Annotated in this window: 15 protein-coding genes; 8 read left to right on the top strand and 7 right to left on the bottom strand. The window is 65.4% G+C overall.

Annotated elements, in window-relative coordinates:
• Window positions 1-13 precede the first annotated feature (13 nt).
• The 3 genes from G6N57_RS14015 to G6N57_RS14005 all read left to right on the top strand — a co-directional run bounded on the left by G6N57_RS14015 (window position 14) and on the right by G6N57_RS14005 (window position 4,623).
• Window positions 14-1,327 carry a hypothetical protein gene (locus tag G6N57_RS14015; protein WP_077743021.1) on the top strand — a complete coding sequence of 438 codons (1,314 nt, stop codon included), beginning with the start codon at window positions 14-16 and terminating at the stop codon, window positions 1,325-1,327.
• A gap of 578 nt (window positions 1,328-1,905) precedes the next feature.
• On the top strand, window positions 1,906-3,099 hold the full coding sequence (locus G6N57_RS14010; protein WP_077743020.1) for a hypothetical protein: 1,194 nt from the start codon (window positions 1,906-1,908) through the stop codon (window positions 3,097-3,099).
• Between the two features lie 279 nt (window positions 3,100-3,378).
• Window positions 3,379-4,623 (top strand): hypothetical protein, encoded by a 1,245-nt coding sequence (locus G6N57_RS14005; protein WP_077743019.1) that lies wholly within the window; start codon window positions 3,379-3,381, stop codon window positions 4,621-4,623.
• A 50-nt stretch (window positions 4,624-4,673) separates the two neighbouring features.
• Here the strand turns inward: G6N57_RS14005 and G6N57_RS14000 are convergent, their stop codons facing one another.
• Window positions 4,674-6,560, bottom strand: a complete 1,887-nt coding sequence (locus tag G6N57_RS14000; protein ID WP_407665983.1) for an ABC transporter family substrate-binding protein — start codon at window positions 6,558-6,560, stop codon at window positions 4,674-4,676.
• A gap of 283 nt (window positions 6,561-6,843) precedes the next feature.
• Between G6N57_RS14000 and G6N57_RS13995 the strand changes: the two genes are divergently transcribed.
• Entirely contained in the window at window positions 6,844-8,055 is a 1,212-nt protein-coding gene (locus tag G6N57_RS13995) for a hypothetical protein (RefSeq protein WP_133118404.1), read from the top strand.
• A gap of 182 nt (window positions 8,056-8,237) precedes the next feature.
• A complete protein-coding gene (locus tag G6N57_RS13990; RefSeq protein WP_133118403.1) occupies window positions 8,238-9,317 on the top strand; it encodes a hypothetical protein in 1,080 nt (359 codons plus the stop codon).
• A gap of 209 nt (window positions 9,318-9,526) precedes the next feature.
• Here the strand turns inward: G6N57_RS13990 and typA are convergent, their stop codons facing one another.
• Window positions 9,527-11,428 carry a translational GTPase TypA gene (gene typA / locus G6N57_RS13985; RefSeq protein WP_036448170.1) on the bottom strand — a complete coding sequence of 634 codons (1,902 nt, stop codon included), beginning with the start codon at window positions 11,426-11,428 and terminating at the stop codon, window positions 9,527-9,529.
• Between the two features lie 286 nt (window positions 11,429-11,714).
• Between typA and G6N57_RS13980 the strand changes: the two genes are divergently transcribed.
• Window positions 11,715-11,981 (top strand): hypothetical protein, encoded by a 267-nt coding sequence (locus tag G6N57_RS13980; RefSeq protein WP_077743015.1) that lies wholly within the window; start codon window positions 11,715-11,717, stop codon window positions 11,979-11,981.
• A gap of 6 nt (window positions 11,982-11,987) precedes the next feature.
• On the opposite strand, the gene G6N57_RS13975 is transcribed toward G6N57_RS13980, so the two are convergent.
• From G6N57_RS13975 to G6N57_RS13955, 5 genes are all read right to left on the bottom strand, one after another.
• Window positions 11,988-15,002, bottom strand: coding sequence for a PQQ-dependent sugar dehydrogenase (locus G6N57_RS13975; protein WP_077743014.1), 3,015 nt, complete (start codon window positions 15,000-15,002; stop codon window positions 11,988-11,990).
• 143 nt (window positions 15,003-15,145) lie between these two features.
• Window positions 15,146-15,583 (bottom strand): pyridoxamine 5'-phosphate oxidase family protein, encoded by a 438-nt coding sequence (locus tag G6N57_RS13970; RefSeq protein ID WP_077743013.1) that lies wholly within the window; start codon window positions 15,581-15,583, stop codon window positions 15,146-15,148.
• A 3-nt stretch (window positions 15,584-15,586) separates the two neighbouring features.
• Entirely contained in the window at window positions 15,587-16,972 is a 1,386-nt protein-coding gene (locus G6N57_RS13965) for a WS/DGAT/MGAT family O-acyltransferase (protein ID WP_077743012.1), read from the bottom strand.
• Between the two features lie 69 nt (window positions 16,973-17,041).
• Window positions 17,042-18,346 (bottom strand): DUF1214 domain-containing protein, encoded by a 1,305-nt coding sequence (locus G6N57_RS13960; RefSeq protein ID WP_077743011.1) that lies wholly within the window; start codon window positions 18,344-18,346, stop codon window positions 17,042-17,044.
• The gene (locus G6N57_RS13955; protein WP_077743010.1) at window positions 18,336-19,490 is read right to left on the bottom strand and encodes a sulfotransferase; all 1,155 of its coding nucleotides are present in this window, start codon (window positions 19,488-19,490) and stop codon (window positions 18,336-18,338) included. Before G6N57_RS13955 ends, G6N57_RS13960 begins: the two co-directional genes overlap by 11 nt.
• A 111-nt stretch (window positions 19,491-19,601) precedes the next feature.
• On the opposite strand from G6N57_RS13955, the gene G6N57_RS13950 reads away from it, so the two are divergent.
• Both G6N57_RS13950 and G6N57_RS13945 read left to right on the top strand, forming a co-directional pair.
• A complete protein-coding gene (locus G6N57_RS13950) occupies window positions 19,602-20,645 on the top strand; it encodes a TIGR03617 family F420-dependent LLM class oxidoreductase (protein WP_077743009.1) in 1,044 nt (347 codons plus the stop codon).
• Between the two features lie 35 nt (window positions 20,646-20,680).
• Window positions 20,681-21,151: a MarR family winged helix-turn-helix transcriptional regulator gene (locus G6N57_RS13945; protein WP_234815894.1), complete on the top strand. Its 471-nt coding sequence runs from the start codon at window positions 20,681-20,683 to the stop codon at window positions 21,149-21,151.

Below are 21,151 nucleotides of genomic sequence, written 5' to 3'. Positions count from 1 at the left end.
GTAAGGAGATCCAATGCAGCTCGCTTCTCGGTCATACCTGGCCGCAGGTGTCGCACTCGTCGGTGCAGGCGCCATCGCCGTCAGCCCGCTGGCCCCGCCCGCCCCGGATGTTCACCTCCCAGCGATCGACGCCTCATCGGCCGCGGTGAACCTCACCGCCGCCGCCAATCCCCTGCAGCTGTGGGCCGACGTCATCGGAGCCGCCTTCGAGAACGTGGGCGGTCTGGGCGAACAGTTGGCGGCGGATCCCGCCCCGATCCTGCGGCAGATCATCGCCAACCAGTTGCACAGTGCGAACGTCTTGGGCACTGCGACACAGGGACTCGTCGAGGGCTTGTCCGCAGCCCTCGACCCCGAGAACTTCATGAGCTTCCAGGCCGCAGTCAAGGGCGCCTTCGACCTGATCGCTGCCGGGGATCTCCAGAATGGCTTCGCTGCCCTGGTCACAAGCCCTCTGATGCTTGGACTACCGCTGCTCAGCTTCGTGGGCAACCAATGGGTGCCCGGCGCCTGGTCCGTGATCGCTCAGCCGTTCACGAACCTGGCGAACCTGGTCACCAACCTTCCCGAGGGCGCACCGGCGCTGTTGTTGAACGGAGTCCTGTCACCGCTGACGGCGACCGCCTCAGCCAACGGATATGTGCTCGAGAACCTGGCTGCCGCCGCGACCACCGGAGACGCGGCCGGGTTCGTCGAAGCCCTGGTGAATGCTCCCGCCACCATCACGGGTGCCCTGCTCAACGGATTCGAGATCGACAACGGCGACGGCATGCCACCCACGTTCATGGCCGGCATTCTGAGCCCAGAACATGGCTTCATCAGTGGCGGAACCATCTCGGCGGTGCTCAACGCGTTCTCCCAGATCGCCGACTCGATGGCCACCCCGGGCGCCGACCGTGACAACCTGTTCGGCGCTGCGCCGGCCGTCGCGCTGAGTTCGACGTTGGCCCCCGCCGCAAAGACGGTGACACTCGACGTCGCACAGCCCAAAGAGATCAGCGCGGCACCTGCTGCGCCACAATCTGTTTCGACGACGCAGGAGCCAGCGGCCGAGGAAGCAACGGCGTCGCCGGACACCACGCCTGTGACTGATACCGATGCCTCTGCGACCGACAGCGACGCCGCCCCGGTCGCCACCAAGCTGTCGACGAAGGCATCGCCGAAGGCCGCCAAGGGCCAGGCCAAGGCGAGCTCCGCCAAGGCAGTCCGCGACCAGGTGAAGTCCACGGTCAAGAAGCTGACCGACGGCCTCAAGAAGGACAAGGTCGGAGCTGAGAAGAGCGCCGCCAAGAAGGCGGATTCCGCCAAGGGCGCCGACAACAACTAACCCACGGCACTACCGGTAGGCCCCCTTCATCCACCCGATGAAGGGGGCCTACGCCTCTGAGGAAGTTCTCAGCTGGCGCTCAGATATGTGTGCCGAGGCGCCACGCTTCGCTTCCGCGTCACAAAGTGGCGGGCTACGACATTTGGTTGCTTACGCAATATCCGAGCGAACACCGTCGGGGATGCATCGTCGGCCTGCCGAACCCACAGTTCCGGCGCCGGGACAGCCCACGCCGCAGCGTCACCACACCGCATCGTGGACTTTGACTGCGCAAAAAGGATGGCCCACGAGTTCACGGGCTGCAACCCTTTGTTTCTGCGCCACTGCGGGAAAACAGCGAATTGATTGCATTCAATGACACCAGTTTGCGAGACCCGCAGTACGGCTTGACGTCAGCACCCAGCGGTCTATCAAGATCACCTAATCACCCGGCTCTAGCAGCTAGTTTGCCTTGTTCATGACCTTGGTAGCGGAGAAATTGACATTGAATGCAACTTTTCAAAGCCGCAAATTTGTAACGTTACTCTCAGGTAGCTTCAGCCTCGTCGGGAGATTGGATCCATCTACAGGAGAAGCCCATGCAGCTCGCAGCCCGTCCCTATCTCGCAGCCGGTGTCTCACTTCTCGGCGCCGGCGCCATCGCCATCAGTCCGGTCGCGCCGCCGATGCCGGACATCACCGTGCCCGCGATTTCAGCGGCTCAGGTGAATCTCTCGGCAGCAACCGATCCGATCCAGGCCTACATCGACCTGTTCACCAACACCTTCACCAATGTGCAAGCCCGCATCGGCGACGAACTGGCCGACCCAGCACCGATCCTGCAACAGGTTGTCGCGAACCAGATCGACAGCGCCACCGGTATCGCCACCGCGCTGCAGGCGGCTGGCGAATCGTTGGCCAAATCTCTGGACCCGTCGAACCCGTTCAGCTTCCCCGCGAAATTCCAGGAGGCATTCGAGGAGCTGTCGGCGGGCAATATCGAAGGCGCGGTGAGTGCGGTATGGCAAGCGGTACTCCTCAACGCCCTGGGTCTCGCAGGGCTGTTGCCGGCCATGCAGCACGCCATCGCACAACCTGTGGTCAACCTCGGCAAGGTGCTCTCGGACCCACAAGTCCTCTTGGGGCCGGTCATCGGACTACTCGTCCCGGTCTATGCGACCCTCAGTACCAGCGCGAGCGCCGCTCAGGACATCGTCGATGCCGCAAGGGCCGGCGATCCGCTGGGCGTCCTGAGCGCGATGGCGGCGGCGCCTGCCGTCATCGGCGACGCCATGATCAACGAAGGGCTGCTTGGGACTTCGGGACTGGTCGCGATATTGCGTAACACCCGCGAGTACGTCGCGACTCTCATCGCCCCGCCAGACACCGAGACTGCCGCTGTGACAGCAGCACCCCTAGCCAAGGCCACCACGGTGACCTTGGACGTCGCTCCGCAGGCACCGGCCGCTGCTCCCGTCGCAGCCCCGGCAGAAGCGGCACCGGCCGAAACCGCGCCGGCCGCAGAGGATTCCGCTGCCGCGGGCACGTCGTCCGATGTCACCACTCCGGTGGTCAAGGACAGCCTCAAGGCCGAGCCCGGCAAGACCCTGTCGACCAAGCGCTCCACCTCGGCCAAACAGGTCCGCGACGGCGTTCAGGGAGCCGTCAAGAACGTCACCGACGGACTCAAGAAGGCCGCCGAAGGACTGAGCGGCAAGAGCAGCACCGCCAAGAAGGCCAGCGGCGGGTCGTCATCGTCAGGCGCGGGCGCCGGCTCGCACGACGGAGCCTGAACGACCACCGCTCAAATGGCATCCGACTCCCCGTCGCAACGCGGCGGGGAGTCGGCTTGCATTCACAGCTGTCTGGTTTTGATCGCAAAAGTCGCTTGTCGCCCGCAAAAATGCTTAACCTTGCTCACTACCGTCTCGAACAGCTAGTTCACTTTGCTTACGACCTCATTAGCCAGCCGACAACGGCAAAAATCGACTTTTCAAATTCTCATTTTTGTAAAGCTACTCTCAGGTAGCTTCTGCCTCGTCGGGGGATTGGATTGATTCAGAGGAGAAGCAATGCAAGACGTAGCCCATCCCTATCTCGCCGCTGGCGTCGCGCTACTCGGAGCGGGTGCCATCGCCATGAGTCCGGTTGCACCGCCGATGCCGGACATCGCCGTACCGGCGATCTCATCGGCTGAGGTGAACCTCTCGGCGGCGGTCGATCCAATCGCGGCCTACACCGCGCTGTTCACCAACACCTTCACCAATCTGCAGACTCTGGTCAGCACCGAACTCGCCGACCCAGCCCCCGTCCTGAGACAAGTGATCGCCAACCAGATCAGCACTGTCCAAAGTCTGGCGGCGGGTCTGCAGGGCGCAGGCGCGGGTCTTGCCGAGATCCTTGACCCCGGTAATCCATACGGCATTCCGGCGACGTTGCAGCTGGCGTTCGAGAACTTGTTGGCGGGCGACATCAACGGAGCGGTGTCGAACACCTGGGGTGCGCTGCTCAGTCCGGTGCTGTACGCGGGTCTGCCACTGCTGGAGCCGATCACCGCCGCCATCAGGCAGCCGATCCAGAACCTGCTCAATGTCGTGGACACGCAGACTGCCGTGATCTTCCCGGTGCTCGGGCTGCTCAACGTGGGCTACGGCACGGTCACCGCGGCAGGCAATGTCGGTCAGGACATCGTCGATTCGATCAGGGCGGGCGACCCGATCGGTGTCGTCAACGCGATGCTCAGCGGCCCCGCGGTCATCACGAACGCTCTCCTCAACGGCGACGCAACCGGCGGCGGCGTGATCGGGCCCGGCCTCGGACTCCTGTCCACGCTGCGCCAAGCCCGCGAAATGATCGCTGCCGCAATCACTCCGCCGGCCGCCGAGGAGGCGCGTGCAGCGGCCGATGCCACCGTGGCCTCGGCATCGAAGGTCGTGACGCTGGATGTGAGCCCGAAGGCAGCGGTCACCGCGCCGGTAGCGGCTGCACCGGCCGCCGCGCCCGTTGAGGCCGCTCCGGCCGAAACTGGTCCTGCTGCGGAGGATTCCGCTGCCGCAGACCCGTCGGCCGGCGTCAGCACCCCGGTGGTCAAGGACAGCCTCAAGGCCGAGCCCGGCAAGACCCTGTCGACCAAGCGCTCCACCTCAGCCAAACAGGTCCGCGACGGCGTTCAGGGAGCCGTCAAGAACGTCACCGACGGACTCAAGAAGGCCGCCGAAGGACTGAGCGGCAAGAGCACCAAGGCCGACAAGCCCGCCAAGGCCGGCGGGTCGTCATCGGCCGGCTCAAGCGGCTCCAGCTCAAGCGGCGCAGCCTGATCCAGCATCACTCAGTGGGCCTCCTCTCATGAGGAGGTCCACTGTTGTTTCTAGCGTCCCTTGGTCCAGCTGCCCGCGTCGCCGACGATGCCGACGGGCACCGCGCCGGTAAGGCTGACGTTCTGCACGCTCGGTCCCGCGGCGACGATCGTGGTGTCCTGCAGAATCGGAAGGACGGTCGACATATTCCACAGCTTGGGCTCGACAGCCTGGATCACCTCGGCGATGTTCTGCGAACCATCCAGAGCCGCATCGATTTTCGGCTGGATGCTGTGGTCGCAGATGCCGGTGATGTTACTCGGCGCCTGGACCAGCTCACCCGAGTCCGGCGCCGGGATGGGCTGAGTCGACGTCGGTGTCGGTGTGGTGGCCGGCGCGGGCGCGGCACTCGTGGTCGGCTTGGGTGACGACGGCGAGGGTGCGACGCCGGGAACCGCCGTCGAGACGGCGGTCGCTTCCAGTGCGCGGCAGCCGTAACGCGAGGCGAGGCTGGTTGCCAGGTCTCCCCCGGCCTGATGCCAGCCGACGACGGCGTCGACGCGATTGTTGGTCAGCGCATCGCCGTAGAGCGCAACGGGATCCAGCGCCAGCACCGACGCGTCGATTCCCACGTTCCGCAGTTGGTCCGCCGCGGTGTTGGCGACGGCGACCGAGGTCGGATCGTTGGATGCCACGCCGAGCACCAACGCCAGCGGGGCGCCGTCCTTGGTGATGCGCTGTCTGCCGTTGTCGGGCGCCGGCGGCGCCCCCGGTGCGGGCGGCTCGGTCGCCGGTTCGATCTGGTAGCCGGCACCCCGCAGCAGATCCAGCGCGGCTTCCCGCGACATCGCCGGGGGTGCTGTCGGTACGTAGCCGGGGTCCGACGGAGAACGCACCTGCGCCTGCGCCAAGGTCACCGTGTTGTCGTCACCCGCACCCACTGATGCCAGCAGGTCGACATCGATCAGCCCCAAGATGGCCTTGCGCACCTGGGCCTGCTCCAATGTGGGCTGCTGCCCGCGCAGGGTCAACTGCATCACCCGCGGCGTCACGATCCGTGCGGTGCGGACATCGGGAATGGCACTCAGCTGCGCGAAAGTGGCTGCGCCACCGTGCACCTGGGCGACCTGGGTATCGCCGTTGCGGATGGAGTCGGCGAGTGCCGCCGGCGCGCCACCTCGCCGGAACAGCACCAGATCGGGCTTGGCCGGCACGCTCCAGTACCGGTCATTGCGGGCCAGCAGGATCTCATCCCGTTGCGGGTCAATGCTTTCCACCCGGAACTGCCCGCCGGTGACGGGCATCGCCCGGGCCAGACCGGCACCGAATCCACCCGGGATGTCCTTGACGATGTGGGCGGGGAGGATGTCGTTGAACAGCTCCCGCCATGCCGGATAGGGCTGCGAGAACGTCACTACTGCCTGCTTGCCGCCCTCCACCGACTGCACCCCGGTGATCAGGTCGTAGCCGGCCGGGTCGACTACGCCTGGCTGGCTGACCATTTGGCGCCACAGGTACCAGTAGTCGTCGGCGGCGATGGGCGCGTTGTCTGTCCATTGCGCTTCCGGACGGATCTTGTAGGTAACCGTGAACGGGTTCTCGCTGGTCACCTCGGCCGATTCGAGCAAGGTCGGATCGAGCTCCCAGTTCGAACCCGTCGGCGACTTCGGATCGGGAACCGGGCGGAACGAGCTCGGCAGCACCATCGAGGCCACCGCCGCGTTCACCGGGGACTGATCTGACAGCAGATGCGGGTTGAACCCGGGCCCGATCGAATCGATGGCCATGATGATCTGCGTGGCCTTCACCGGAGGCGGCGGCGTGGTCTCGGTGGTCTCGGTGCTCTGAGGGGCCGGCGGCGGGCTGACCGTGCAGCCGCTGAACAGAAGCGCCGGCACCGAAACGAGCGCGCCGACCGTCAGGCGGGCGCGGCGAAGGGGTGTCGGCACGCTACTCAGGGTATCGACAGGCTCAAGCCGTCCCTGCCGCGCACCGGCACTGCGCGCCGAGCCGCTCGGCAGCTACTCAAATGGGCACTATCGATCCAACTCTTTCAAGGCGCAACAAACCAGCTCCAGCCAGTGGCATCGCGCTTGAACTGCAGATATTCTTCCGCCTCCCCGAGTTGGCGACAGCGAACCTACCCAGGTTCGCCACATTTGCATCTATCTCAGACGATTCTCAGATACCGTTCGCCGTCAGCCGGAGTGACCGGCATCACGCATCAGGAAGGAGACACCGTTGCCACACGCACTGCGGCCTTACGTAACGGCCGGAATGGCGATCGCAGGCGCCAGCGTCATCGCCGTCACCCCGATATCGGCTGCCCCACCCCAGGCGCCACAGCGCGCCGTCGAATACTCGTCAGTCCAACTCTCCGGGGCGGTACAAACCCTCGACGGTCAACCCACCGCAGGGGTCGCGGTGAGCGCCATACCGCCGGAGCTGACGCCCGCCGAGGCCTATCAGTACTTCGCGATGCTGACCGCGGCGTACGTGATGGACGCCGTTGCCCCGATCGTCAGCAACCCGACGCCCATCCTCAGCCAGGTCCTGGCCAATCAATTCTGGTACGCGAACATCCTGGCCATGGGCACCGTGACCGGAGCGACGAATCTGCTGTGGAACCTGGAGAAGGTGCCCGAGTACCTGAGTACGGCAGCCACGCAACTGATGGCGGGTGATCCCGCCGCGGCGATCTCGACGCTGTGGAACAACGTGGTCGTGGGTTCCGTGATCTCTGTGGGCATGCCGCTCATCCCGGCCCTTGAGATCCCCGTCGCGATCAGTCAGAACATCGCCAACGTCATCGCCACCACGCCAATGATGGTCATGGGACTGGGTTTTGACGTGCTCGCGACGGCGAACAGCACAGTCGGGGCGGCGACGGCGTCCATCCGCAGCATCGTCGACGCCGCCGGCTCCGGCGACCCGACAGCGGTGGTCAACGCAATCCTGACGGCACCCGCCAACATCGCGAGCGGGTTCCTCATCGGTGGCTATCCGGAGGGCAATACCGGGCTGATCAACGGCGTGGTCAAGCACCTGGTGCTCGCGCGCGAGACCATCGCCGAGGCCCTCGGCGCGCCGCCACGGGAGATTCCCGAGGGCGCGCCGGCGGCCAGAGTGCCTGCACTCTCATCCAGCGCAGTCGTCAGCCTCAGGGACGAAACATCCACGGAGACAGCAACACCCGCCACGGCAGACGAGCCCGCAGCACCAGGATCGGAAGCGAAATCGACCCTCGTCCGCACCAGCGCCAAGGCGGTGCCGGGCAAGACAGGGCTCACCGGGAAACGCGGTGACCAGACCCCCAACCTCGCGAAGACAATCAGTGATCGGGTCTCGGCGACCGTCGACAAGATCGGTGCCGACGTCAAGAAGGCCGCCCAAGGCCTGGGCGGCAAGAAGGCAGACAAGCCGAGCTCCGAATCGGACAGCGCCGCCGAGTAACCCGCGGACCCGGTAAGCCTCCTCACGCCAAGAGGGGGCTTACTGCTTTCTCCGGGCAGCACAGGCCTCAGGTCAATAATTCGAACGTCGCACAGAATGCGAATGTCATTTTCCGGTCTTCCTTGTACGTTCACGCCGGTCCCGCCGTCCCGTGCAGACCGCAACAACACAAGGAGAACGCAGTGCAACTCGCCTTGAGGCCCTATGCCGCTGCCGGCGTAGCGCTGGCCGCCGCCAGCGTCATCGCCGTCACCCCGGCAATAACTCCCCCAACCCAAGTCCAAACGCGCGCGGTGCAGATGACCGCGCTGGACAACCCGATCGAGGTGTTCACCCCGGTCTTCGATCAGGCCAGTGCCTTGGTCCAACTCATGATCGCCAACGAGACAGCCACTCCCGCACCGCTTCTGAACGCGATCATCGCCCGGGCTGGTGCCGACGGCAAAACACTCGGCGAGATCGCCACCGGCTTGGGTAACGCGGCCTCACAGGTGGCCACCAACCTACCGCCTGCCCTGCAGGCGGCTGCCGAACGTTATGCGGCCGGCGACCTCGTCGGCGGGTACGACGCCGTCGTCCCCGCATTCATCGGCCCCTTCCTTGGGCTGTTCAGCCAGGTGGTGAAGCTGCAGAACATGTTGTCGGCCGACGCGGGAGTCATGCAGGCTCTGGTCCGCCCGCTGGTCTATCAGGTGGCGTGGAGCTTTGTCACGGTCCCGGCACTCGCGTTCGCCAACATCGCCCGGACCAGTCTCGTGGCGATCCAGGGGGTCGGGACGGCGATCGCGTCCGGTAGCCCCGAGGCTGCCGCCAATGCCGTGCAGCATGGCCTGGCGAACCTCAGCTCCGCGGTGGTGGCGAGCGCCAGCAGTGCCTACACGTCGATCCAGAGCGCTCGCACCCTGCTTGCCAAGCCGTTCAGGGCCGGCCTCCCCACGGCTGCAGCGGCGGTGGAACCCGACACAACATTGGCGCTGGCCGCCGCACCCGAGACGTCAAAGCTCGAAGTGGACGAAACTGCTTCTGCACCAAAGGAAGAGCCGACCGCTCCAGCCGTCGAAACCCGGGCGAAGCCGAAGCTGGTAAAGGCCGACACCCGCACCGATGCACGCAAGGCCGTCACCAACAACGTGCGCGATTCGGCCAAGAACCTCAACGCCGGAATCAAGAAGGCCACCGACGGGCTCAAGAAAGCCGCCCAAGGTCTGACCGGCAAGAAAGCCAAGACCGCAAGCTCTGATTCGGACAGCGCCGCCAAGTAACCCGCAGACCCAGTAAGCCTCCTCTAACCAAGAGGGGGCTTACTGCTGTTGCCGTCATCCACTCTGCGACAAGGGCATCGAGACTGCGATCAGATCGCGATCTCGACGGATTTCACGATCTGAGCGCAAGGTCGGCGCCCTGGACGCAGTGTCGGCGCCCAAGCCCAAGCCCAAGCCCAAGCCCAAGCCCAAGCCCAAGCCCAAGAAAGCTATCCGCGCGCCTTAGCCCGCGCCTTCGCCCGAGCCCGCAGCGAGGCAGTCAGCTCGACCTTGCGCACGCGGACCACCTCGGGGGTCACCTCGACGCACTCATCTTCGGCGCAGAACTCCATTGCCTGCTCGAGACCCAATTCCAAAGGCCGCGCAAGGGTTTCCATGACGTCGGCGGTCGAGGACCGCATGTTCGTCAGCTTCTTCTCGCGGGTGATGTTGATGTCGAGATCCTCGGCGCGCGGGTTGATCCCGACGACCTGGCCCTCGTAGGTGTCCTGGCCCGGCTCGACGAAGAACTGGCCGCGGTCGGACAGCTGGATCATCGCGAACGGGGTGATCGAACCGGACCGGTCCGAAACCAGGGAGCCGGTGTGGCGGGCCCGGATCTCCCCCGCCCACGGCCGGTAGCCCTCGAACACCGCGTTGGCGATGCCCGTGCCACGGGTTTCGGTGAGGAAGTCGGTCCGGAAGCCGATCAGTCCGCGGCTTGGCACCACGAAGTCCATGCGCACCCACCCGGCGGCATGGTTGGTCATCTGCTCCATGCGGCCCTTGCGGTTGGCCATCAGCTGGGTGATGGAGCCGACGAACTCCTCGGGGCAGTCGATGGTCAGCTCTTCGAACGGCTCGTGCAGCTTGCCGTCGATGTTCTTGGTGACCACCTGCGGCTTGCCGACGGTCAGCTCGAAGCCCTCGCGGCGCATCTGCTCGACCAGGATGGCCAGCGCCAGCTCACCGCGGCCCTGGACCTCCCAGGCGTCGGGGCGGCCGATGTCGACGACCCGGATCGACACATTGCCGATCAGCTCGGAATCGAGCCGGTTCTTGACCATGCGGGCGGTCAGCTTGTGCCCGGACACCCGGCCGGCCAGCGGCGAGGTGTTGGTGCCGATGGTGACCGAGATGGCGGGCTCGTCCACCGTGATGCGCGGCAGGGCGTGCGCGTGCTCGGGGTCGGCCAGGGTGTCGCCGATCATGATCTCGGGGATGCCCGCGACGGCGACGATATCGCCGGCAACGGCCTCCTCGGTCGGATTGCGGTCGACGCCCTCGGTGGCCAGCAGCTCGGTGATCTTGGCGTTGGTGATCACCGGCGCGCCGTCGACCTCACGCATCCAGGCGACCTGCTGGCCCTTCTTGAGCCGGCCGTTGTAGATGCGGATCAGCGCGAGGCGGCCGAGGAAGGCCGACGCGTCGAGGTTGGTGACGAGCGCCTGCAGCGGCGCCTCCGGGTCACCCGAGGGTGCCGGGATGTGCTCCATCAGCACGTCGAACAGCGGGTCCAGGTTCTCCCCGTCGGGGTTCTGGCCGTTCTCGGGCTGGGTGGTCGAGGCGATACCGGCCCGGCCCGACGCGTACAGCGTCGGCAGGTCCAGCGCCTTCTCGGCGGCCGCCTGAGCTTCCTCGTCAAGGTCGGACGCGACGTCGAGCAGCAGGTCGTGGCTTTCCTCGACCACCTCGGCGATACGCGCGTCGGGCCGGTCGGTCTTGTTGACCACCAGGATCACCGGAAGGTGCGCGGCCAGGGCCTTGCGCAACACGAACCGGGTCTGCGGCAGCGGCCCCTCCGAGGCGTCGACCAGCAGCACCACGCCGTCGACCATGGACAGGCCGCGCTCCACCTCGCCACCGAAATCAGCGTGACCAGGGGTGTCGATGACGTTGATCACCGTCATGGTGCCGTCGGCATGGTGCCGGTGCACCGCGGTGTTCTTGGCCAGGATGGTGATGCCCTTTTCCTTCTCAAGGTCACCGGAGTCCATCAGGCGCTCGACCGCGTCGTCGCCGCGGTGCGTCAAGGCACCGGACTGTCGCAGCATCGCGTCGACTAGGGTCGTCTTGCCGTGGTCGACGTGGGCGACGATGGCGACATTGCGAAAGCTCGGGCGTGAATCCACACCGACATTCTCGCAGGCTGGCCGGTCGATCACGAAAACGAGAGAGCCCCGTCACGTTGAAGTCCGCAAAAATCGCGGGGCTGAAGCCCAAGAAAAAGTGCTGCAAGAGCAAACCGCGCTGCAAACGCTGCCCCCTGGTTCTGCACAAGGTCCGCAAGGCCGAACACCATGGTTTGAGCGGTAAAGAACTGGACAAGGTCTTCAAACGGGCCAGGAAATCCTGACGTTCGGGCGTACCGTTTTAGGTATCCGTCACGTTGCTATGGGCGTGCTTGGAGGTGCCAGGATGACGGTTTACGAAGCGCTCACGGTCGCTTTGATCATGGTGCTCGCCGCGGGAACCACGGTGGCGATCTATGTGGGCATGGCCAACTGGATCGGCGCCTGCTACATGGTCCGGTGCAGCGAATGCCACCACCTCACCTTCGCGTCGGCGAACCAGCCGCAGGCGTCCTGCGCGCACTGCCGCCACCCGATGCTGCTGCACCCGCTGTACGCGACGCAGCACCCGGGCCACCCGGCGCGGGTCGTCAACGACCGGCTGCGGTACTGAGGACGCTCACAGCGCCGACGGAACCTTGTTGAACGTCACGACATAGTTGGTGTCGGTGCCGGGTGTGACGATCGTGTGGGTCTGCGCGCCGCCATCGGACCAGCTGACGAACACCAGTTGACCGTCGTCGACGAATTGCGGCGACGAGACTCCGAGCACCCGCTGCACCCCCACCACGGACGTCTCGGTGTAGGAGCCCGTGTACGGCTTGCCGTCGATCGTGAACGTCGCTTCGGGGTCACTCGCGGTGAAAGTCTGCGTGACGGTGTTGGGGTAGACGTTGGCCGAGGAGGTCGTCGACAGGCCGGTGCTGTCGGTGACGGTCAGCCTGACCTCGTACCAGGTGTCCGCGGAGTTGTGCGGGTCGGTCGGAACGGTGATGCTGCCCGTCTTGCCGACGACGTTGCTGGTGACCGGATGGATGTGGTCGGCGTGATGGAACACCACGGTCCAGTTGTAGGCGCTGTCGGGAAGCGTTTCGTCCTGGTCGAGAGCCGAGCCGGTGAACGAAATAGTGTCGCCGGCATTGTATTTCGTGTTGTCCAGCGCTACGCCCTGCGGCGTGGTGATCGTCAGGTCGTGCGGTGCCGTACTGCCGACGGTGACCGACTGGGTGTCCTGGCCCGTCTTCTCTCCATCGCTGACGGTCAACGTCACGTTGTAGGTGCCGTTGGTGTCGTAGGTCTTGGTCGGGTTGGCCTGCGTCGAGGTCGTGCCGTCACCGAAATCCCAGTGATAGGTGAGTGTGGTGTTCGGATCGGGGTCGCCGGAACCCTGCGATGAGAAGTTCACCACCAGAGGCGAATACCCGCTGCTCGGCGTCGCCGTCACGACGGCGGTCGGCGCCCGGTTGCCGCCCGACGGCGCGATCATCGACAGTTCGCCGGGGTAGATGTTCAGCTGGTAGATGTTGCCGTCGGGCCCTTGCACCAGCCGTACCGGGGTACCCGCCTGGCCATCGAAAGGCTGCTCGCTGACGTAGCTGTCGTAGTCCTCATCGAGGGTCAGCACCTTGATCCAGCCAAGCGTGTAATCGGCGATGAACACCTTGCCTCGATACTCCTCGGGCAAGGTGTCGCCGGTGTACACCAGAACAGAGGTGATCGAGGCGGTTCCGGCCGGCGTGTTGTGGTCGTAGGCGTAGATGGGGTTCACGTAACCACAGCCGACGCACACGCCTTCGGCTCCGGGCCAGCCGTAATTGGCGCCCTTCGTCACGACATTGAGCTCTTCCCAGGCGGTGTCGCCGACGTCAGCCACCAGCAGCTGGCCGTTGGGCGCGACGTCGAACCGGAACGGGTTGCGCAGACCGTAGGCCCAGATCTCCTGGCGGGCGCCAGGGGTGTTGTAGAAGGGGTTGTCGGTCGGGATCGTTCCATCGGGATGGATCCGCAGGATCTTGCCGTGAATGTTGGTCAGGTCCTGAGCGTTGGTGCTGACCGAGTTGTCGCCCTTGGCCCAGTAGATGTAGTCGGGGCTGTCACCGGGGTTGTCCTCGTAGTAGATCTCCCCGCCGTGGTGGATGGGTCCGGCCGTCTGGTCCGACGCCATCAGCACCTTCTCGGAAGCCAGGATGGTGGCCTCGTCACCGGAGAGCGTGAAGCGCGACAGCACATCGACGTCGTTCCCGTTGGTGTACGACACGTAGATGTAGTGGTTTTCGGCGAAGTTCGGATCGACCTCGATGCCGCCGATCCCGCTCTCGAAGTCGGTCTGGGTCGGCAGTTCCACCAGTGTGGTGGTCCCTTGGCCCTCCTTGTAAAGCTTGATCGCTCCACCCTTTTCGGCGATCAGGATGCCGCCGTCGTCCGCGTTGTCCGGATCGTCAGGCAGGAACCGGAAATCCACGGGTTCCGTCAGGCCCGACACGATGACGGTGCGTTCGAGCTCCTCGGGCAGTCCTTCGGTGGGCTCCCCGCAGGATTGACTCACCTGCTGGAGCGTGAGGGCTCCCCACGCCGTGACCGCCTCGGTGAAGTCGGAAATCGGTGGGGCGGAGAGTATTTGATCGGCCTGTCGACGCACCCAACCGAGCACGGCCCACAACACCGGCGAGTCCGGAGTCTCTCCGGGCGCGGGTTCAGCCAGGATCGGGAGGAGGTATTCGTTGATCAGGCCGCCGACCTGCTGGGCAATGGGCGCCACCGTGGTGAAGATGTTGCAGAAGCAACCCCACACCTTCTTGACCGGCTCGGGTGAATCCGGTCCCGGCAGGGGCAGCGGCGGAATCGTGATCGGCGTTTTTTCCTGGATCTGTGCCTGCACCTGTTCGCGCAGCGTTCCGAACACCTGATCATCGGTTTCCACTGCGGCGAGTGGTGTCGGGGTGTCGGTGACACCGGCGGGCTTCTGTCGAGCGTCGAGTTTGATCGTGTGCAGCAAGTCCAGGTGCCGGGCGGACCGAGACGACGAATTCGGCGCCTCTGGCTCGGTCGCCGCTGGCTCGATCGCGACGGTCTCGTCGACCGGTGCCACCTCTTGCGGCGCCACCTCGACGACGTCTGGCGACTGACCGAGTTCCTCGGGCAGTTCGGCAGTTTCGACATCCCCGACCACCTCGACAGCGCTCTCAGCAGGGGCGCCGTCCTCGACACCGGCCGTGCGCGCACCACCCGAACTGCGGACGACCACGCCGTCGCCGAGGGTGACAACAGACTTCTTGGACCGCGAGGCGAGCCGGCGCTTGGCGGGCAGTTCACGCTTGTCGGGGGTGGCGGCGCCGGAATTCGGCTCCGCGGATTTCGCCGGCGACGAGTGCCCGGGCACAGCGGGTTCCGGATCCGTCGCGCCGGATCGGGGATGCGCTTCCGACGACGTCGGACCAGATTCCGATGAGGACGCAGAGCCGGTCTCCTCGGCCGACGCCACGGCGGGCGTGGCCACGGCGGTCCCAAGCCCGACGGCAACAGCCAACGCCGCAAGGCGGGCAACATGTTTGGCCGAGGGACTGAGTGCCGTGGATCTGCACTCGGTTCCACGATCGAGCGTCAGCCCCGCCTGTGCCCGCTTCGCTGACGCCATGGCCCACCCCTGTACGCATGTCGTGACCGCACCGGAGCCCGGCGCCCCATCATTATTGCGTTTGCGTCAATTACATGCGGGCGAAACGCCGTTTATTGCGACGGGCATCTGAGCAGGCGAGGCAACCGGGTGTGCGCCCGGCCCTAACCGACGTGGTGGCCGTCGTAGTGCGGCATGGCATGGTCCCGGAGCTCACGCCCGGTGACCTTCTCAGCGCGGATCCGGACGAAGTGATCGCGACGCCCCTCCGCCCACGGCTGCACGAAGGTCCCGGCGACCTCCACCTGTTCGTCCACGTCGGTGATCGGCTCGGCATGCCCGACGATCGTCACGCTCCAGCCGGTCCGTAGGTCGGGGTCGAGTTCGTCGGCCTGGAACGCCACCACCTGATGCTCGATGGCGGCGGTCAGTTTGGGCCCGCCGGCCACCCGGATCACCACGTCGTCGTGCCACACCCGGAAGTTGACCGGCTGCACCGCCGGCAGGGCGTCCTCGGTGAACACCAGTCGTCCGACGCGCACCCGTTCCAGCAGATCCAGGCACTGCCTGCGGGTGAGAACGCCGAGCTCTTGTCCCTTCATCGATCAACCTCCCTGTACGAGTTGCAGTGTTCCCACCGGGGTGGAGCGCCAGTGGCCGACGCTGATGTCCACCAGACGGGCGACGGCACGCTCGATGCCTTTCGCCAGTTCGTCGACGTCGGGCGTCGAGTCGTAGTCGCCGATGACGCCGAAGACCAGGCGGTCGGTATAACTCATGATGGCGATGCCGGTCCGCAGCTGCATCGCAATCGGCGGAATCGGCAGTAGCCGGTCCACTGCGCAGCCCATGAGGCGCAACCGCCTCCGCGGCCCCGGCACATTCGTGGCGACGGTGACGACACCGCGTTGCGGCAACCGGGTCAGTGCCCGCACCGTCCACGCGGTGAGCGGGAACGGAATCGCGTTGGCGGCCGACACCAGGATGTTGCCCGCCTCGCGCTGACCGCTGGCCTTGGCTCTGGAGAGCCTGGAATGCACGGTGCGTAGCTGATGCACGGGATCGGCCTTGTCGACGGGAAGGTACGGCAGCATCACGGATACCCGGTTGTCCGTGCGGTCATGCGCATCGTCGGGGCGCACCGACACCGGCACCAACGTGCGCAGCGCGTCCCGCCTCGGCTTCTCGCCCCGGCGGATCAGGGTGTTGCGGAAGCTGTCGGTGATCGCTGCCAGGGCAACATCATTGACCGTCACGCCGAACTCCTGGCACACCGTGTCGACGTCGTCCAGTGACACTTCGCCTGCTGCGTAACGGCGCATACTCGTCACCGGTCCGGTCAACGAGCTGGCGCCCGCCGGACGCAGCAGACCTGTGACGATGCCGAGGGCTCCGCGCACGGCCTGCATGGCGGCGACAGGCAGCCCGGTGGAGATGCGCCATGCTTCACCGAGCCAGTCGGCCGGGCTGAAAGCGGCTGTCCCCCGGGCAGCTTGACGTACAACAGCGTTGCCGACCACGTCGCCGCCGTCGCAGAGCCGGCTCAGCAGCCGGGTCGCGGCGATCCCGTCGACGATGCAGTGGTGGACCTTCAGCAGGATGGCCCACCGGTTGCCTTCGAGTCCGTCGACGATCCAGCACTCCCACAACGGACGGTCCCGGTCCAGGCGACGTTCCATGATGTCGGCGGCCCACCGGTACAACGCCGCATCGTCGCCTGGTACCGGCAGCGCGGCATGGTGAATGTGGTGGGCGGCGTCGAAGTTGGTGTCTTCCACCCATTGCGGCGCGCCGAGATCGAGCGGCTGGGTGTGGAGCAGCTGATGCAGTCGCGGCACTGTCAGCGCGCGTTCGGCCAGGCCGGCCACGACGGTCTCGGGGTTGGGCATCGGCCCGTCGAGCACGGCGATCGCCCCGATCGCCAGGCTCGCGTGGCGGTCGGAGTCCTCGGCTTCCAGGAAGCCCGCGTCCAGGGCGGTCAGCTGCTCCATAGAACAATCGTCCGACTCCCGCGACTCGGAGGGCAGGGCCAAAGGTCCCCAAAAACTGCCCGGGCCGGATCAGTACTGGCGGTAGCGCCGTTGCACATGCTCCTGCCGAATGCGCACCTGATCTCGGCGTTCAGCTTCTGTGACCCGCCGGGTGGTGTCGGGCAGGCGCGCCGCGACCTGGTCCTGTGGCATCACGGTGACCGTGGTCGCCGGCAGCTCCGACGTCGGCTCCGAGTAGGTCCAGCGCAACGTCAGGAAGCCGGTCCGGTGTCCACAGGTGTCGAGCCAGTTCGGCACGCCGGGGTCGGAGTCGGCGATCACATACCGCAGCGTCCCGTCCGGATCGGGCTCGGCCTGAAATCCGTTGAGGCTGCTGATGCGGTTGGCGTAATCGAGGGATTCACCCCAGAGGTTCGACAGGTGGAAGCCCATGTACTCGGGTGGAGCTGGGACGGTGACCTCGACCAGTAGCACCTCACCCTCCGCCAGGTCGTAGACGCCGCCGGAGTACACGTTGGTGCTCTGCCCTCCGCCGGTCGCGAGGTTGGCGCCCATCGGCGTATTGAGTGCGTTGCGGGGCATGAAGGTGACGCCGTCACCGTTCTTGTCTCCGTTGGACTCGAGAACGATGTCGTAGAACTCGTTCCAGAACCTCATCTGATTCTCGACGAGCTCACCCACCCGGCGCAGATTCACGGCGGCAGTTTCGGGCTCGATCGGCCCGGGATGCGATCCTTCCTTCCCGATCTGGGCGATGTGCAGATCCGGCGAGGCCTCGTTCTCCCAGTCGTGAAAGAGCATGCGGGCGATGACATACCGCGCGGTGATCCCGTCCGCGGCAGAGCGCAGGAAATTGCCGGTGTGACCGTCGGGCCGCTGTGGGGCCAGGAGGATCTCGAACTTGCCGTCGTCGTCGATGAGCAAACCAGAGGTATCGAGGATGCCGGTCACGACCCGGCCACCCGGGCCCAGTTCAGCGAGACTGCCGGAGTCCCCGGCATATACCGTGTGCGCCTCAAAGATCATGTACTGCGGCGGCTTCGCACCGTCGGCCAGCCGACCTCGTATCCGGTAACTGTGCGCGCCGTCGATGGCCGCCGACAGGTACAGGGCATCGGCGTTGTCGATGGTGGCCTTGTCGATCGGTTGGATTGCACGCCGGAAGTAGGGGAAGTCGGGGTCCTCGCAGAACGCCCGCTCGATCGCACTGAACGCGAAACCCATCAGGTACCGATGGCCCTCGGCGATGCCCAGTGCGGTCACTTCCGGCGCGTGCAGGTCCGGGGAAATGATCGCTTCACGTGCCCGGTTGAGCGCTGCGATCATGCCCGTCCACGCCTCATCCAACGTGTGTTGCCCTGTTTCAGTCGACATGCGCTTCCCTTTCCTCCGTATCCCATTGGTATTGATCGAACAAATCGGCCAGCCGGTTCTGGATCTCGCATGGATCGAGACCGAACTCGGCCAGGCTGTAGCGATGGGCAGACTCATGGCCCCGGCGGGCCTCCGCCGCGATGAACGCACGCTCGGCCGCCGGCCCCACTGCGAGCCCGAGGTTGTCGTAGATTCGCCTCATCGTGATCGCCGGGGAACTGACCAACTCTCGGTAATCGACCACGCTGGAACGAATCTCAGGATGCCTGCCGAGCACCTCGAGCGGGTGCGTGTAGGTGTCGACCGACTGGTCAGCCAGGACCCGAAGCGAGTTGAGGACCAGTTCCTCGTTGCGGCCCCGGAGCGACCACTCCGTCTTCATCAGCTTGAGCAGGCTGGGAATCGTCTCATACGGGTTACGCATCGGCACAACAATTCTCGCGTCGGGAAACGTCTCGATCAGCGTTTCCACGCGGCCGCAGAACGTGGGATTCTTGCTCAGGTGGGTGCCACCGCCATTGAGCGCGAGCTGACGCCGCACGCATTCCTTGTAGAACGACATCATCCGCTGCCGCTTCCGCGCCGGCCACCGGTCGACGTGATAGAAGTCGAGTTCACCCATGTACGGGAAGGCCACGATCCAGAAGCCGGAGCTCAGCGACCACGTGAGCAGCGCATCGTCCTCCTCCGGAACGAAGAAACCCGTCTTGTGGATGTCGTCGGTGGGAGCGAAGGCGCGCTCCTCCAGCTGATCGAGCCGTCGGCGCACGCGCCCACCGGTCGCCGAATCGATGCGGAACATCAGGCGTAGCAACTTCTTCTGCAGCAGCGAGGGGAAGAACAGCTCGTACATGAGCGCATAACTGAACTGCGGATCTTCAGCCATCAAGCGGTGCAGGTAGGTGGTTCCGCTTCGGGCGTGCCCGATACAGAACGTGGGTTCGAGTACTTCGGTTCGGCGCAGCACCGGGAACAGCAGGGGATCGAGCGCGAAACACAGCGCGTGAAAGCCCGCCACCAGTGGGATACCGAGCACGAACCGCAGATACCGGGCCCGGTGGTTGCGTTGCGTCGGGTCGCCGCGTAACAACCGCGTCATCGTGAAGTAGTTGGACCAGTCGAAGTAGAAACGCACCCCGGCCATCGGCTCTCCTTGGGCAAGTGATTGGGAACGGGTCGACTGCAACGTAAGCCAGATTAATTGACTATGTCAATTGATTGACTTAGTCAGTCAATGGCACTACCGTGCCTGGCCATGAAGGTCTTCGCCGCAATGGCGCCGGACATGCCGCTGGTGCAGGTGCCCTCCTATGCCAAGCGAATAGAACGCTTGGGCTTCGACGGGCTGCACATCGCCGAGACAATCCACGATTCGCTCGCCGTGGCGCTACTGGCCGTCGAACACACCGACCGCCTGATCATCCGAACCGCGGTGACCTTGGCGTTCGTACGCAGCCCCATGCTCATGGCCTACGCGGCGTGGGATCTGGCCATGTTGTCCGGAGGCCGCTTCGAGCTGGGACTGGGCACACAGATCAGGCAGAACATCGAAGGCCGCTTCGGGATGCCGTGGAGCGAGCCTCGCGCCCGGATGGCCGACTACATCACCGCACTGAACGCCATCTTCACTGCCTTCCGGACCGGGGAACCCGTCAACCACGAGGGGCCTACCTATCGCATCAACCGGCTCCAGCCCTACTTCAATCCGGGGCCGAAAAACGTTGACCCACCGAAGATCTGGCTGGGCGCGGTCAACGCCGGCATGTGCGAGCTGGCCGGCGGCATGGGACACGGCGTCGTCACCCACTCCACGAACTCAGACCCGCAGTTTCTTCGCGACGTGGTACGGCCCGCGCTGGCGCGGGGCGCGAACACGTCGGGTCGCCGCGACGAACCATGCGTCATCGCCTCGACCGCGATCGCCACGGGCCCGACAGATCAGGCCGTGGACCGGGAACGCGAGCGCCAGCGGCGCCTGCTCGCGTTCCTGCTCTCGACTCCCTCGTACGCGACCGCACTGAAGCGACGGGGCTGGAACGATCTTGCCGGCGATCTCCGGACTCTCACGAAACAGCAACGCTGGGAGGACCTTTCGTCAGTGCTGAACGACGATGTGCTCGACGAGCTCGTGACCATCGGACGGTATGACCAACTCCCTACCCTGCTGCGGACGCAGTACGCAGGCCTCGCCGACGGCGTCGTCCTCCCACCCGTGGATGCCGACGATGACGACGGACTCTCGGCCTGCGTGCGGGACATCCGGACCGGCCACCACCGCAGTAGCCTTGGTACCAATTGACCAGGCAAGGCTAGTAGTACCCGATCGGAGCTGAAGTGGCGGCGAACCGCAAGATGGACTCGGTGGACTCCATCAGTGCCACCCTGGCGCGGATCGTGCGGCTGAATCTCAGCCGGTCAGCGTTCAAACGGCAAGCGACCACAGCCGATACCGAACTGTCCCAGCCTTCCTACGCCCTGTTGCGCGTCCTGATCGACGAAGGTCCACAACCCACGGGTCAACTCGCGAAAAAGGCCCACATGGATGTCGGCATGACCACCCGTCGCGTACAGGCGCTGGTCAAGGCTGGACTCGTCACCCGGCACGCTGATCTCGACGACGGGCGTATCTCCATCGTCACGGTCACGCCGGCCGGAGAAACGACCGCCGCCGCGCTGCAGGACCTGCGACGGGAGCACCTGGCGCGCGCGCTGTCAGGCTGGAGTGCGACCGACCTTCAGCAACTCGACCGCCTGTTGTCGAGATTTCTCGACGACACGAAGCAGACGCCGATCGTTGAATTCTGA

The organism is Mycolicibacterium boenickei (assembly GCF_010731295.1).
GTDB lineage: Bacteria > Actinomycetota > Actinomycetes > Mycobacteriales > Mycobacteriaceae > Mycobacterium > Mycobacterium boenickei.
This window is presented reverse-complemented; position numbering and strand designations above follow the sequence as displayed.

Bases quoted from the DNA above. Each gene is read 5' to 3' on its own strand.
- G6N57_RS13980 (WP_077743015.1), top strand. From the start codon at position 11,715: ATGACGGTTTACGAAGCGCTCACGGTCGCTTTGATCATGGTGCTCGCC.
- G6N57_RS14005 (WP_077743019.1), top strand. From the start codon at position 3,379: ATGCAAGACGTAGCCCATCCCTATCTCGCCGCTGGCGTCGCGCTACTC.
- G6N57_RS13950 (WP_077743009.1), top strand. From the start codon at position 19,602: ATGAAGGTCTTCGCCGCAATGGCGCCGGACATGCCGCTGGTGCAGGTG.
- G6N57_RS13975 (WP_077743014.1), bottom strand. From the start codon at position 15,002: ATGGCGTCAGCGAAGCGGGCACAGGCGGGGCTGACGCTCGATCGTGGA.
- G6N57_RS13970 (WP_077743013.1), bottom strand. From the start codon at position 15,583: ATGAAGGGACAAGAGCTCGGCGTTCTCACCCGCAGGCAGTGCCTGGAT.
- G6N57_RS13955 (WP_077743010.1), bottom strand. From the start codon at position 19,490: ATGGCCGGGGTGCGTTTCTACTTCGACTGGTCCAACTACTTCACGATG.
- G6N57_RS13960 (WP_077743011.1), bottom strand. From the start codon at position 18,346: ATGTCGACTGAAACAGGGCAACACACGTTGGATGAGGCGTGGACGGGC.
- G6N57_RS14015 (WP_077743021.1), top strand. From the start codon at position 14: ATGCAGCTCGCTTCTCGGTCATACCTGGCCGCAGGTGTCGCACTCGTC.
- G6N57_RS13965 (WP_077743012.1), bottom strand. From the start codon at position 16,972: ATGGAGCAGCTGACCGCCCTGGACGCGGGCTTCCTGGAAGCCGAGGAC.
- G6N57_RS14010 (WP_077743020.1), top strand. From the start codon at position 1,906: ATGCAGCTCGCAGCCCGTCCCTATCTCGCAGCCGGTGTCTCACTTCTC.